Source organism: Arenibacter sp. F20364 (assembly GCF_023015905.1).
Taxonomy (GTDB): Bacteria; Bacteroidota; Bacteroidia; order Flavobacteriales; family Flavobacteriaceae; genus Arenibacter.
Genome location: NZ_JALKBD010000021.1, coordinates 80,623 through 95,074 on the forward strand (window position 1 = coordinate 80,623; position 14,452 = coordinate 95,074).

At 39.7% G+C, this 14,452-nt stretch carries 8 protein-coding genes; 4 read left to right on the top strand and 4 right to left on the bottom strand.

Features of this window, described 5'->3' with window-relative positions:
* Nucleotides 1–13: 13 nt before the first annotated feature.
* On the top strand, nucleotides 14–736 hold the full coding sequence (gene lipB / locus MWU84_RS16655) for a lipoyl(octanoyl) transferase LipB (RefSeq protein ID WP_246903784.1): 723 nt from the start codon (nucleotides 14–16) through the stop codon (nucleotides 734–736).
* A 264-nt stretch (nucleotides 737–1,000) separates the two neighbouring features.
* Here lipB and MWU84_RS16660 read toward each other — a convergent pair whose 3' ends face one another.
* The 4 genes from MWU84_RS16660 to MWU84_RS16675 all read right to left on the bottom strand — a co-directional run bounded on the left by MWU84_RS16660 (nucleotide 1,001) and on the right by MWU84_RS16675 (nucleotide 6,616).
* Nucleotides 1,001–1,705 (bottom strand): hypothetical protein, encoded by a 705-nt coding sequence (locus MWU84_RS16660; RefSeq protein WP_246903786.1) that lies wholly within the window; start codon nucleotides 1,703–1,705, stop codon nucleotides 1,001–1,003.
* A gap of 28 nt (nucleotides 1,706–1,733) precedes the next feature.
* Nucleotides 1,734–3,062, bottom strand: a complete 1,329-nt coding sequence (locus MWU84_RS16665) for an OmpA family protein (protein ID WP_246903788.1) — start codon at nucleotides 3,060–3,062, stop codon at nucleotides 1,734–1,736.
* 468 nt (nucleotides 3,063–3,530) lie between these two features.
* A complete protein-coding gene (locus MWU84_RS16670) occupies nucleotides 3,531–5,990 on the bottom strand; it encodes a ribonuclease HII (protein ID WP_246903791.1) in 2,460 nt (819 codons plus the stop codon).
* Nucleotides 5,991–6,019: 29 nt separating this feature from the next.
* Nucleotides 6,020–6,616: a ribonuclease HII gene (locus MWU84_RS16675; protein ID WP_246903793.1), complete on the bottom strand. Its 597-nt coding sequence runs from the start codon at nucleotides 6,614–6,616 to the stop codon at nucleotides 6,020–6,022.
* Between the two features lie 527 nt (nucleotides 6,617–7,143).
* On the opposite strand from MWU84_RS16675, the gene MWU84_RS16680 reads away from it, so the two are divergent.
* From MWU84_RS16680 to MWU84_RS16690, 3 genes are all read left to right on the top strand, one after another.
* Nucleotides 7,144–10,407 carry a SusC/RagA family TonB-linked outer membrane protein gene (locus tag MWU84_RS16680; protein WP_246903795.1) on the top strand — a complete coding sequence of 1,088 codons (3,264 nt, stop codon included), beginning with the start codon at nucleotides 7,144–7,146 and terminating at the stop codon, nucleotides 10,405–10,407.
* Between the two features lie 11 nt (nucleotides 10,408–10,418).
* Nucleotides 10,419–11,870 (top strand): SusD/RagB family nutrient-binding outer membrane lipoprotein, encoded by a 1,452-nt coding sequence (locus tag MWU84_RS16685; protein WP_246903805.1) that lies wholly within the window; start codon nucleotides 10,419–10,421, stop codon nucleotides 11,868–11,870.
* A 236-nt stretch (nucleotides 11,871–12,106) separates the two neighbouring features.
* Nucleotides 12,107–14,095 carry a putative porin gene (locus MWU84_RS16690; RefSeq protein WP_246903807.1) on the top strand — a complete coding sequence of 663 codons (1,989 nt, stop codon included), beginning with the start codon at nucleotides 12,107–12,109 and terminating at the stop codon, nucleotides 14,093–14,095.
* The last annotated feature ends 357 nt before the right edge of the window (nucleotides 14,096–14,452 follow it).

Below are 14,452 nucleotides of genomic sequence, written 5' to 3' on the forward strand. Positions count from 1 at the left end.
ATATTTTTGAAGCGTGAAAAGAAATAAAGTAGTAGAAATTAAAGATTTGGGGCACAAGGATTACAAGGAAACTTGGGATTACCAGGAAGAATTGTTCCAATCTATTTTGGACTTAAAAATTAAGAATAGGAGGGAGGGCTCCCAGTTGGAAACGCCCAATCATTTTTTGTTTGTAGAGCATCCCCATGTTTACACCTTGGGCAAAAGTGGGCATTTGGAAAATCTTTTGGTGGATCAGGACTATCTGGAGAAAAAAGGAGCCAAATTCTACAAGATAAACCGCGGCGGAGATATCACTTATCATGGGCCTGGGCAAATTGTAGGATACCCTATTTTGGACCTGGATAATTTCTTTACCGACATTCATAAATACTTGAGGTTTCTAGAGGAAATGGTTATTCTAACCTTGGCCGACTACGGGCTGAAGGCGGAGCGTTCCAAGGGGGAGACTGGAGTTTGGTTGGATGTAGGTACCCCATTCGCCAGAAAGATCTGTGCCATGGGTGTACGTGCCAGCCGATGGGTAACCATGCATGGTTTTGCCTTGAACGTAAATGCCGATTTGGGTTATTTTGACCTGATGATCCCCTGTGGCATTAAAGGAAAGGCCGTAACTTCCTTAAATGTGGAATTAGGGAAACAGAAGGTGTCTATGGATGAGGTTAAGGAAAAATTATTGAAACACTTTTCACAGCTTTTTGAGGTGGAAATGATAAACTATAATAAACCGGTTTGATCCAGGGATATTTGGAGAGAAACAACCTGAAATAATAACCGGCTATATTTTAGGTCGATTGTAAATTGCACATAGGGAGGTTTTAATTTCTCCCATAGAGGGAGTTAATATCTACAATAAATACCCTTACTGGCTGCATAGTTTCTGTGCCATAGGCTTGTTGTATAATTCCAAAAAGAAAGCACACAATTTGGACAGGGAAATTGGCCTCTTGGCATTTTCTCTATTGCTGTCTAGGAATTTGATATTTACCAAGACTAAGCTTTATTCTGAAATAGCACTCAGCACCATGGAATTCAAGAGTTTTCCTTTTTCGTTGTAGGATTCGGTCTTTACGGTGCCTACTCCTTCGGAAATCCAGCTCCGATTTGGGTAATTTTTGTCGATCATCATCATTTTAGAGCGATTGTCGCTGTAAATCACATAGCAGTCGAAGGTCCCTGCCGGAACGGTAATGGTTTCTTTCTTTTCGACTTTCCTGTTGGTCATTTCCACCTCCGTTTTCATATTCATGGCCCCCATACTCATTGTCATGGTCATGCCCGCATCAGGTAGTTCCATGCCCGGTTTTAGTTGTGTTGGCCATTCTATATCCGTACCGGTTATTTCCGCTTCCATTTCACCGTACTGCTCCATCATTTGCGTGGAGAGTAGGGATTTGAAGTCGATACGGATGACATCGCCATCACATGTTATATTATAAGACATTTCGTAGGGATTTTTTCCCTTGTTATCTATAAAGCCCATGTGGATTTCTGCTTCCGCACCGTTCGCCGTTTTCTGCACATTTCTGAATTCTTGCCATTGGGACCCTTCGACTTTTCCTTTTTTGTCGTGGAGGGTATATTCCATACGTACGCCTTCCCGCATAGGGAAAAAGGTATCACACAATTGGGCGAACGATGCTCCAGGGAGGTTAAGAACTAAAAGTATTACTAAGGTTCTTAGGGTATTTTTTAGGTAATTCATATGTTTTCTATTGATTTATGATTAGTGCTTATATCTTTTTAAAGACCACTCTTCGGTTTTGCGCTTTGCCATCGGGAGTGGTATTGTCACCTACGGGTTCAGTTTCGCCTTTTCCATCTGTCCTCAGTCTGCTGCCATCTATACCGTATACACTCACCAAAGCCTCTTTTACTGCTAAGGCACGTTTTTGGGATAAGGCAAGATTGGTGTTTTCTTGTCCATCGGCATCCGTATGACCCTCGATCATTAAATTCATGCCTTGTTCTTGTTGTAGTACTTGTGAGATTTGACGGATGATCCCCATAGATTGCGGTTGGATGTTGGCCGATCCTGAATCGAACAAAATGCCATTGGTGGATACGCTGCCTTCCGAGATTAGTTTTCGCCTAAGATCCAAACCACCTTCGGCCACTTTCAGATTGGTTATAAAAACTTGCTCTTGGCCATCCTTAAAATTATTAGCATGAAATTTAAGGGTATGGAGAATGGCACCTTCTGGGGCCATTCTGGGAACATCAATGTATTTTGACTCGTTTACCCAAAGCCTGAACCTTTGCTTGTTTACGGCAATCGATATATGTGCCTTGTTGAGTATCGCATCGCGTATATCGGCCTTGATAGTGCTTCGAATTTCTCGTTTGTTGTTTATCCTATTCTCTATAGTGATACCTACAGGGGTATATTGACAAAACGGGATATGGGCCTGAACAAAATTAGTGCCTTCCTTAAATTTTTCGTCATCACTTAAGTCAACCCTTAAATGGGCCGTTGAAGAGGTTTTTTGGACCCCACGGCCCATGATGTCAAATTCTATGGTGTATTCTTCTGGAAGTTTTGGCACATCTGGGATAAAATAAATATTGTACCCTGCTTTTAGTTCAAGCCATTTTTGTGGCGAGTCCCCCATTGTGATGATTTCGCCACCTGCATTGGTGTTCCATTTTGAGGGAAAATCACCGACGAAGTCGTTGCCAAAATCATCGTAGAATAAAAGTTTGTCTCCAGGGACATAATCAAACTTACTGTATACCTCAATGGTTTTTACGCCACCCTTAGAGGGCATATCTTTACTGTTGCCGATACTGCCTCCCGGATTTTCCGGTCCAGCTGGAGGTAGTGGGTTCCCAACCTGAGGGTTGGTGGAAGGCCCCTTACTGCCGGGTTCCAAGATGCTGTCCAATACTTCATCTGTCTTTTTTGAGGCTTCCCTGTCTACCCTGTTTTCTACAGTCCGTTCTACGGCCCTTTCTGCCCGCTTTCCCAGTTTTTTCAATATTTGGCCTTGTACTTCACTGCAGACAAAAAATAGCAACAGAAAAGATAATATTACCTTGGGGAAAATTTTAATGCGATTCATTATCTAAATTTTTAGTGTTCTCAATGTATTCTTGATATAATATGCTTCTGCCCAATAATTTAACTAAAATTAACGAAATTTTAGGGGCTGGACCGTAATGGTGTATATGTGGTCCGTTTTTATGTATTAATAGTAGATTACACCTTATGATTAACATGAAAGATGAAAAAGTTTGTAAAAAAAGTATTAAATGTCTCTGGAATGGTTTTAAAAAAAAGGATTAATCTGATAATATTGATAAAATTTTCAGATGTATTTTGAAGGTAAAACTAATAAATAAATATTGGTTACGGGTTATTGCCCGATGGTGCTTTGCCAAAGCTCTTCATACTACATGATGCGGCTCCTTTTTACTTTGTTTTTAGCCTTGGGAAAGCCCTATTTCATGGGAGGCGCACTCGGAGCTTTTATTATTCCTTGTTCTGGGAGAGGTAAAATCTCTCCCGAAATTTTGTGGAGAGATTTTTCTTAGTTGATCTTATAGACTATTATAGAGTTGTCCTGATCTTTTGCCACAAGCTCCAGCTTATGGTCATTGTCCATATCAATGAGATCAATACTGGAATTCCCGGGTACCGGAAAATTGGAAATGGCTTCCGCCTGACTGTCGAAAAGATATATTTTCTGGTTCTGTATATCCGTAACGCTGATGTATATCTTGTCGTTTAAATAAAATATTTTGGGTTTTGAATATACGCCTAGATCCAATTCTACTTTCTTGCTCCTAATGGTCAGTACATTGTCGTTCATAATGGCCAAGGTATTGCTTGTGGCGTCCAAACCGTGGTCAGGGAGCAGTTTTAGGTTGGCGGTAGTGGTCTTGCCTTTTTCGTCTACCTGGAATAGATGGCCCTTGGTGTCGGTTACCGTAAACTTATTTTTATGAAGCAGCACTTCGTTATCTGAAAAATTTATTTTGTTGTTCGTCTTTACCCGAGTATCCCCGGTCCTGGACAATATTTTTAATTCGCCACCTTCCTGTTTCATCACCAAATAATCCTTTTTGCCTATCCTAAAATGTTTGGGCGTTCCCACAATAGGGTTTTCTGCCTTGGTGTACTTAAAGCCCTTTACGATCTGTCCTGCGCTATTGTACATAAACACCTTTGTTCCCTGGGTAACTACAAATCTGTAGTCCTTTTTGCGGTCGTAGTCAAATACGGCCAAAGGGTTTAGATTGCCTCCTTCAAATGTTAAGGTAAAGGGTGGCACATCCTTACCATTTCTATCTACTATCAACAACTGATTGTCCGTTGTAAACGCCAATTGTAATCTTCCATTTTTGTAAAGATCTACCTGTTCCACCCGGCCTTGTATCCTACCGCCTAATTGTTTTTTCCAAATCACCTTACCGTCGGTAGAAATCAGATAGAGGTTGTTGTCCTGGTCCTGAACTATAATTTCGTCTTTGTTGGTCCTGTGGTTTTTTACAAATTGCGGGGGAGTTACTATTTCGGTATCGAGCTGCAGGGTAAAGTAGGGTATGGTTTTGTTGAGTGTGGTTTCGTGGGCAATTTTTTGGAAATGTATGTTGGTGTGATGAAAATTATCATCGGAGACCATTTGGGCGGCAAAGGAATACTCCGATAGTTCTTTGGTTTCAACGTTTTTGGTGATGTCCTGGTTCGTATATTGATCCAAAAAATATTCAACACCATCGGCATTGGAAACAAAAAGCATAGAGGATTCGTCTGCCAATTGTTCTTTTGCCGTTTTGTAAACCGATGTTTTTTCAAAAGTGGAAACATTTTTAAAGTTTCCAATAAAGGTCTTTAAAGTTTCCGGGTAGGGGGAGAACACAAATGCATTTTCTATAATGGTGTAATAATTGGCCTCAAAATCGCGAATCAATGGATTAAAATAATGATTGAGGAAATCGGACTTGGATAGCCCAACAATTTCATTGCCCTGGTATTCTTCCGAGGACTTTTCTAATTTATCCAGATAGTTAAGGATATTCTCAGAACCGTAAGTGTGGAGAATCACGGCTTTTTCCTTGTTCAAATAAACAAATCCAATTTCTTCCACGGCTTTGAAGGTGGTGTCAATAACAATGGATCGGTCCAAATACTTTTTTTGGTTTAGGGCAAAATTTTCATAATTGTCAAATGTAAATGCCATAATGGCATCGGAGGCAATTGGGGCAAGATTGGGTGTCTTGGGTGTTAAGGCATGGCTGTTTTTAAAAAGATTGCTATAGTTTATAATGGAATCATTGGCCATGCTGATACCATTCAGTTTTAGGTGATCCTTATTGGTGTTAAAATCCAATGAGACCCAGTCTGTAAATTTGGAAATGTCAGCCTTTTGGCCATCTGCCAAAACGTTGTTGAGCATTGGATTGCTTTTGTTGGTGTTTATAAAAATATTGGCACTACTCTGGTTATTGGCAATCTGGTAAAGTTTATTTAAGGATTCGTCTACCGTTAAATCCCTTTCGTTGCGAAGAATATTTTCGATCAACATTTGCGTGGAACTTACTATAATTTTATCATCCATAAGGGTGGAAAAGAAATTGGTCCCGTCCACACTGTACCTATCAAAGTTTTTTCCCTCATAACTTATATTTTCTACCACTTTATTGCTCTCATCGGCAATTTGAAAAAGGTCATCTGTTTTTTGGGCAATTAACAGCAGCTCAAAATTAGCCTTCCCCACTTCAACAAAGGCCAAAATACTTTCTCCATTGGGCTGAATATATCTTAGTGGTTTTAGTTTTTCCAGAACCGAGGTGTAGGCCGTTGTCGAGGATAAGGTCTTGAGGAGGTCACTGTTTTCCAACTCGCTGGAGAAAGATGGCTTGTCGTTTATTTTTATAATAATAGCGCTATTCTGCGGAACGTAGTAGAGTATTGGTGAGTTTTTAGTGGTTTGTTCCGTGCATCCGATTATTAGTAAAAAGAGTAACGCAAGTAATTTGAATTTCATAAATAAGGCTTTGAACAAATTTAAGATTTTTAAACGTCCAGTTTTAATTGATCCGGTAATTGTCTAAAAGTTTTTCGATGATATTTGGTGATGCCGTACTTCCGTATGGCCTCTCTGTGCTCCAGAGTTGGATAGCCTTTGTTTTTTACCCAATTGTACATAGGGTATTCCAGATGGATTTTCTCCATATAGGCGTCCCTAAAGGTTTTGGCAAGGACGGAAGCCGCAGCAATGCTGAGATATTTGCCATCACCCTTTACAATACAGGCGTGGGGGATGTTTTGGTATGGGTTAAACCTATTGCCGTCTACAATAATAAACTCCGGCTTTAGGGTTAATTGATCCAAGGCCCGGTGCATGGCTACAAAGGAAGCGTTCAGGATGTTTATTTTATCAATTTCATCTGGAAAAACTTGGGCAACCCCAAAGCTTGTGGCATTCTTTTCTATTAATGGTCTAAGGTTATTTCGCTTTAGCTCGGTCAAAACTTTTGAATCGTTAAGGGTGTCATTTACAAAATCTGTTGGTAAAATAACGGCCGCAGCGGTTACCGGTCCTGCCAAACAACCCCGGCCCGCTTCATCGGTTCCGGCTTCTAGCTGATATTTATAATTGGCTTTTAGCATGTAATGGTTTTGTACATATATATAAGGTAAAGGGAATTTAAAACCGTCTACCACTTTTTAAGTGTGGAATATAGAACCCTGTATTTGGGGGCAAAGGGTTATCCCGAACAGGCCAAATATAAAAATTATAGAAAGGGATTTATCCCTTTTGATCCAAATTCAATAGGATGTTCTTTCTATTTCTAACTCATTCTCTGCTGAGAATGGAAAGAATTTTGCAATAATTCTTCAAAATATAGGATGAATACCGCTTTTAACCAGGGCAGGATCCTGTATTTAGAATTGGATTTGGGGCTTAGAATCCGTTAAAATTTGATAACTACAATAGAGGTAGGAATAATCTGATAACAATAATTAGGTTTTAATACGCTTTTGTTAAAATAAACATTACTAAATGGTTAAATAATTAATAAATTAATAATAATACACAAGAAGTTTAACAAACAGGTAAGTGAATGTTAAATAATTTAGGTTTTTTAACAAAATTTTTTCAAGTTTGTGGTTGACTAATTCTTAAAATAAAGTAAATGAAATCAAAACTAACTTGGATTTTAGCTCCAATCATGGGGCTATTAATGAGTTTTTCCTACGCACAGGAAAAAACAATCTCCGGTACGGTGACAGATCAAATGGGTCTAGCCTTACCTGGAGTAAACATTGTAGTCGAAGGGACTACTAATGGAACACAAACGGATTTTGATGGTAACTACACCATTCAAGGTAGTGAAGGGCAAACTTTATTGTTCAGTTATATTGGGCAACAAAGTGTGAGTAAGCTTATTGGTGCCTCGTCCACAATTAATGTGGTAATGCAGGAGGATGCCGAAGCACTGGAGGAAGTAGTGGTAACTGCTTTGGGTATTTCAAGGGACAAAAAATCATTGGGATATGCTACACAGGAGGTTCAAGGTGAGGATCTGAGTACTGTGAAGAGCGGAAACTTCGTAAATGCCCTTTCGGGAAAAGCTTCTGGTATTCAGATCAGAAAAAACAATAACCTTGGAGGTTCTACCAATGTGGTTATTAGGGGTAATGCCTCCTTGACTGGAAGTAACCAGGCCCTGTTCGTAATTGATGGTGTGCCGGTAAACAATACGAATACCAATTCCAAGTATCAAGGGGAAGCGAGTGGTAACTACTATGATTATGGAAATACCGCCTCCGATATTAACCCTGATGATATTGAGTCGGTAAACGTTTTAAAAGGAGCGGCCGCTTCCGCTTTATATGGTTCAAGGGCTGCTAACGGGGTTATTATGATTACTACCAAAAAAGGTAAGGATGCTGCCGGGATTGGTGTTACCGTTAACTCTGGGATAACCATAGGTTCTATAGATAAAAGTACTTTTGCCAAGTATCAGGATCAATACGGTGCCGGTTACGGGGCTTATTATGATGGTCCTGGTGGATATTGGTACGAAGAAGATGTTACCGGTGACGGAAATGATGATCAAGTAGTGGTGTATACCGAAGATGGATCTTATGGAGCGCCTTTTGATCCTAACTTGTTAGTATACCAGTGGGATTCCTTTGATCCGGATTCTCCAAACTACAGAACGGCTACGCCATGGGTAAATGCTAAGAACGGACCAATATCATTTTTTGAAACACCTGTTACAATAACCAATTCGGTTTCTTTTGCAAGGTCTTATGATGATGATGGTTCTTTTCGATTGAATTATACGCAATTTGATCAGAGCGGTTTAATGCCGAACAGTTCCATTAAAAAGCACAATTTTTCAATGAGCGGTTCTTTTGCATTAACGGATCGTCTAACGGTAACCGGATATGCCAACTATATTAATCAAAAAGCATTAGGACGTAATTCAACCGGTTATAACGATAACATTATAAGTAACTTTAAACAATGGTGGCAGACCAACGTTGATATCAAGGATCAAAAGGATATTTATTTTGACACCAAAAGAAATGTTACTTGGAACCCGGCTACCAGCGAGGCAGGTTCTGCGCCTATCTTTTGGGATAACCCTTATTGGACCCGTTATGAGAATTACCAAAACGATTCCAGGAACCGTTTTATAGGAAATGTGTCTTTGGATTATAAATTCACGGATTGGTTAAACTTTACGGCAAGGGCGGCTACAGATACTTATTCTGAGATACAGGAAGAGAGAAGGGCCAATGGTAGTGTGCCAACAAGCTTTGGTATTCCTGACAGTGCAGGAAACAGAGGGAATGTGGATTCTGGTTACGGAAGAAGAAACCTTCAGGTTACGGAGACCAATTATGATTTCATGATTAATTTTCAAAAAGACCTGTCTGACCAATTTAATTTAAAAGGGATATTGGGGACCAACATTAGGAGAAGTGAATTTGAATCAATTTATTCCGCAACAAGCGGTGGTTTGAGTGTACCACGACTATATTCTTTACAGAATAGTACCGGTCCACTGGCTCTTCCTGTTGAAAATGATGAAAAGGTGGGTATAGATGGTATTTATGCCAGCGCCTCTTTAGGTTACAACAGTATACTTTTTGTTGACGCTACCATAAGAAGGGACCACTCTTCTACATTGCCTGAAGACAATAGTACATTTTACTATCCTTCGATAGCTACGAGTTTCGTTTTCACTAATCTATTGAATGCGGATTTTGTAACCTTTGGTAAATTACGGGCCAACTATGCAGAAGTAGGTAACAGTGCTCCTTTCGATTTTCTATACGATACCTATAATGTAAACATTCCACCTGGGGCACCCAGTACTTCTGTAGACAATGAGAAAAAGAATCCTAATTTGAAGCCGGAAAAGACAGAAAGTTTCGAAGTTGGTTTGGAAATGAAGTTTTTACGAAATAGGTTAAGTTTTGATGTGGCCTACTACAAGACCAATTCAGTTGATCAAATTTTTGGAGTTCCCGTTTCAAGAGCCACAGGTTTTCAAAAGAAGATTTTAAATGCAGGTGAAATTGAAAACCAGGGTGTGGAGCTTTCCCTTTCTGGGAATCCAATTAGAACGGAAGACTTTAGTTGGACCGCTATGGTCAACTGGACCAGGAATAGAAATGAGGTGGTATCATTGGAAGATGGAATCGAGACTTTACAGTTGGGAGATTTCCAGGGCGGGGTAACCCTCAATGCAGAAGTAGGACAACCCTATGGTGTTATATATGGTACGGACTATACTTACCTAAACGGGGAAAGAGTAGTTGATCCAGCAGACGGGCAATATATTAAAACGTCTACTTCAGACCAAAAAATTGGAGATACCAACCCAGATTGGTTAATGGGGATATCCAATAAATTCAACTACAAAAATTTCTCGTTGAGCTTTTTGATCGATATTCAACAAGGGGGTAGTATTTTTTCTTTGGACCAATACTATGGTCGTGCAACAGGTTTGTACGAAGAGACTGCTTTTATTAACGATTTGGGAAATCCAGTTAGGAATACCTTGGCCGATGGCGGAGGATTTATTAATGAAGGTGTAAACCCGGATGGGGCAACAAACACTACTAGGATAAATGCTAACAGGTTTGGTGCTTTTGGCTACAGAAGAGGTTTGCCGGACAAAGCATTTGTCTATGATGCCAGCTATGTGAAATTACGTGAGGTGGCGCTTATATATAATTTGCCAAGCAGATTATTGGCCGATACTTTCTTGACCAATGCCAGTTTAAGTTTAATTGGCTCCAACCTTTGGATAATAGACAAGAATATTCCACATGAAGATCCAGAAGGTGGTTTGTCTGCTGGTAACCTTCAAGGGTATTCCGTTGGTTCTTTGCCGACCACAAGGGATTTTGGTGTCAATCTTAAATTACAATTCTAAAAAAAATAAACATGAAAAAACTAGCAATATTAATTACTGCCGTGATTTTTGCTTCTTGTTCCAGTGATTTGGAAAGTCTGAACGAGAACATCAAGGATCCATTGGCCGTACCTGGGGAAAGTTTATTTACCGGGGCACAGAAAAATTTGGTGGACCAAGTGGTGGATTTGAATGTAAATAACAACAACACCAAACTTTGGGCACAGTATTTACAGGAAACCACCTATACGGATGAAAGTAACTACGATCAGGTTACCAGAACCATACCGGAAAAACATTGGAGTGTCATGTACAAAGATGTTTTAAAGGATTTGGATGAAGCAAAAAAGGTTATAGAGGCAACAACCTATACCACCGCTGAGCTTGAGGCATTAAAGCCTAACAAGCTTACTATAATCGAGATTCTTAATGTATATACTTATGCCAATTTGGTGGAAACTTTTGGGGATGTGCCTTATACTGAAGCTTTGGATATTGATAATCTATTGCCCAAGTACGATGATGCCGAAACTGTCTATAAGGATTTAGTAGCTAGGCTTACAGCAGCAATAAATGCTTTGGATGAGAGTACTGAAAGTTTTGGTAGTGCTGATAGGATATACGGAGGAGACGTGGCGCTTTGGAAAAAGTTCGCTGCTTCCCTAAAATTAAGAATGGGTATACTTCTATCTGATGTAGATGCAGCCTTTGCTAAAACTACCGTTGAGAGTGCCGTCGCCACTGGGGTGTTCACAAGCAATGCAGATAATGCGTCCTATACATTTTTGGGTTCCGACCCAAATACAAACCCGATTCACGATAATTTGGTTTTGAGTGGAAGAAAGGATTTTGTTGCCGCTGTGACGATCATAGATATTATGAACTCTTTGGATGATCCAAGAAGACCTCTTTATTTTACTCCTATCGATGACGGTACTTACGTGGGAGGTAATATAGGTGAGACATCCAATTATTCTACCCATTCGCACGTATCCGCCCAAGTAGAGGAAGCTACTTTCCCAGGTATACTTTTTGACTATGCCGAGGTGAGATTTTTATTGGCCGAAGCAAGGGCAAGATCATTTGAGGTTGGTGGTACTGCCAAAGAGCATTATGATGCTGGTATTACGGCTTCCATCCTTGATTGGGGAGGAACTGCCGCAGAGGCTACTACCTATTTGGCTCAACCTACGGTAGATTATGATTTGGCTATATTGGCCAGTACGGCTACTACGCCTTGGAAAGAGGTTATTGGAACCCAAAAGTGGATTGCATTGTATAATAGAGGTTTGGAAGCTTGGACATCCATTAGATTGTTGGACTATCCACTTATGGCTACTCCTACAGATGCGGTTTCCGGATTTCCAAATAGATATACCTATCCAATTATAGAACAGTCACTTAACGGGACCAATTATGGATCCGCTTCTTCCGCCATTGGTGGTGATGAAGCAGAGACAAAGTTGTTCTGGGATTTGAACTAGAATAGTCTTTAAAAATAAGTCTAAGAACCTGCAGGTGTCCCCTGCAGGTTTTTTTTTGTGGCTAAGAATCGGGAGAAGTGCATTAGTTTTAAAGTTTCATTTGAGGAGCGGTATATGTATCATACGTGTATTGCTACCATTTTAGGACAGAGTATAAGATGTAGTTTTTCTGTTTTTTAAACTTTCACATTTCATTAAGGACAAAAAAATTAACTTTGTCGACGTAAGTTTGTAGCATGAGATATTTATTGACACTTTTAATAGTGTTTTTTGGTCAGGCCATTAGTGCCCAGGAAGATTCTATTCCCCCGTCGAGGAAAGAGGGTGAGGCTGGGATGGAACGTAATGTTAGAAACCTGCCGCCGAGAATAAATGGTGATGGCCAAGGTCAGGAAGTGACGATTAAGGATTATAAGATTATTAGTTACGAAAGGGATACTACGTTTCTGGATACTACTATTTCCATACAGAAAGAGTATAAATACAACTTCTTAAGAAAGGACGATTTTGAACTGATGCCATTTGCCAATGTAGGACAGCCTTATAATAAATTGGGAGTTGATTTTGATGTAAAGGATACCTATCCAAAGTTGGGTGCTACTGCGAAGCATTACAACTATATGGAAGTTAGGGATGTTAACTATTACAATGTGGCGACCCCAATGAGCGACTTAATGTTTAAGACCACTTTTGAGCAAGGGCAGCTATTGGATGCATTATTGGCTTTTAATACCTCACGAAGACTAAATTTTTCAATAGGGTTTAAGGGTTTTAGATCCTTGGGTAAATATCAATATAGTGAGGCTGAGTCTGGAAATTTTAAGATGACGGCCAACTATGAAACTAAGGACGAGCGCTATAATTTAAGGGCGCATGGAGCAGCCCAAAATTCCTTGTCAGAGGAAAATGGTGGGTTATCCAATAAGGAATTGCAATTTGAATCGGGCGATCCTGACTTTAGCGACCGTTCCAGATTGGATGTGCTTTTTACCGATGCCAACAACCGATTGCTAGGGAAACGTTATTATTTGGATCATCAGTATGTTTTATTTGGTAAAAAAATGGATACATCGAAGACCAGGACCACTTCGTTGACCTTGGGGCATGAATTTAATTATGAGACCAAGTATTATCAATATAAACAAACCGCCCAAAATGATTATTTTGGGGATGGCTATGAGTCTAGTATATCGGATAAGGCTAGCTTAAAAACGACCTATAACCAGATCAATGCCCAATTCTCCAATAAAACCTTAGGTGTTTTAACAGGGTTGATCAATCATTATCGGTACAACTATTTTTTTAATTCAGTTTTGCAAACGCCTACCCAACTTATCCAAAGCCAGCTAAGTGGCGATGAAATCTCTGCCGGGGCCAAATATGTAAAGAAAATCGGAGGCTTTCAATTGAATGGGTCGGCACAGGTCAATATCTCCGGGGATCTATCTGGAAATTTATTGGATGCGTTTGCCAGTTATGACGTCAATAAGAACAATAAGCTCAAATTTTCCGTACACTCTTCTTCGCGAATGCCCGATTTTAATTTCCTGCTATATCAAAGTGACTATAGTAATTACAACTGGCAGCATACAGCTGATTTTGATAAGATAAACAATATCGGTTTTCAATTTGATTTGGAATCCAATGTTTTTGGCGATTTAATGGCGAAGTACACTTCCTTGGACAATTACACCTACTTTGCTTCGGATCCCTCGGAAACGGTGGTTGAAGGTGGGGAACAGGCATTTGTTAAGCCGTTCCAGGAGAGTGGCACCATCAATATTATAAAGGTTAAATATGGAAAGGAATTTAAATGGAAGGGGTTTGCGCTGAATAATACTGTAATGTATCAGAATGTTTCCCAGCCCAACAATGCTTTAAATCTGCCGGAAGTGGTCACAAGGAATACCTTTTATTATTCAAACTTTGGGTTTAAAAAGGCCTTGTACTTTCAAACGGGGGTGACCCTTAAGTATTTTACATCTTATAATGCGGATGCTTATAATCCTGTGCTGGGCGAATTCTACTCCCAAGGCCAGGAGGAATTGGGAGGCTTTCCTATGCTGGACTTTTTTATTAATGCCCGAATACAGCAAACTAGAATATTCTTAAAAGCCGAACACTTCAATTCCTCGTTTGGCAACAGTAATTTTTATGCCGCCCCAAATTATCCATACAGGGATTTTGTAATTCGATTTGGGTTGGTTTGGAATTTCTTCTCTTAGTTGAATTCAACTTTTTTTGTGGTTTAGGTTTTTAATCTTTTAAGATGGTCTAAAGCGTAAAAAAAAATACGGAAATGTTTTAGCTGTAAATCAAGGTGTTATAAGAGGATTGAAAATTATTTTAAAAATAAATCAAAAAAGGTTTTGTGTAAGCCAAAAAAGTATCCTACATTTGCACCCGCTTAGAGAAAGAGCGATAGTAAAAAAAGAAGTTAACAAGTTCATTGATATATTGTAAAGACAGCGTGCCCCTTTACCGGAGACGGTTTTGGGGCGCAGAGAAATAAATCGAAAATACGGGCCGGGAAACAGCTTTGTTGGTTGATCGAAGTTATATAAGAATCAACGATGAAGAGT

Bases quoted from the DNA above. Each gene is read 5' to 3' on its own strand.
- MWU84_RS16670 (WP_246903791.1), bottom strand. From the start codon at position 5,990: ATGAAATTCAAATTACTTGCGTTACTCTTTTTACTAATAATCGGATGC.
- MWU84_RS16675 (WP_246903793.1), bottom strand. From the start codon at position 6,616: ATGCTAAAAGCCAATTATAAATATCAGCTAGAAGCCGGAACCGATGAA.
- MWU84_RS16660 (WP_246903786.1), bottom strand. From the start codon at position 1,705: ATGAATTACCTAAAAAATACCCTAAGAACCTTAGTAATACTTTTAGTT.
- MWU84_RS16690 (WP_246903807.1), top strand. From the start codon at position 12,107: ATGAGATATTTATTGACACTTTTAATAGTGTTTTTTGGTCAGGCCATT.
- MWU84_RS16680 (WP_246903795.1), top strand. From the start codon at position 7,144: ATGAAATCAAAACTAACTTGGATTTTAGCTCCAATCATGGGGCTATTA.
- MWU84_RS16685 (WP_246903805.1), top strand. From the start codon at position 10,419: ATGAAAAAACTAGCAATATTAATTACTGCCGTGATTTTTGCTTCTTGT.
- MWU84_RS16665 (WP_246903788.1), bottom strand. From the start codon at position 3,062: ATGAATCGCATTAAAATTTTCCCCAAGGTAATATTATCTTTTCTGTTG.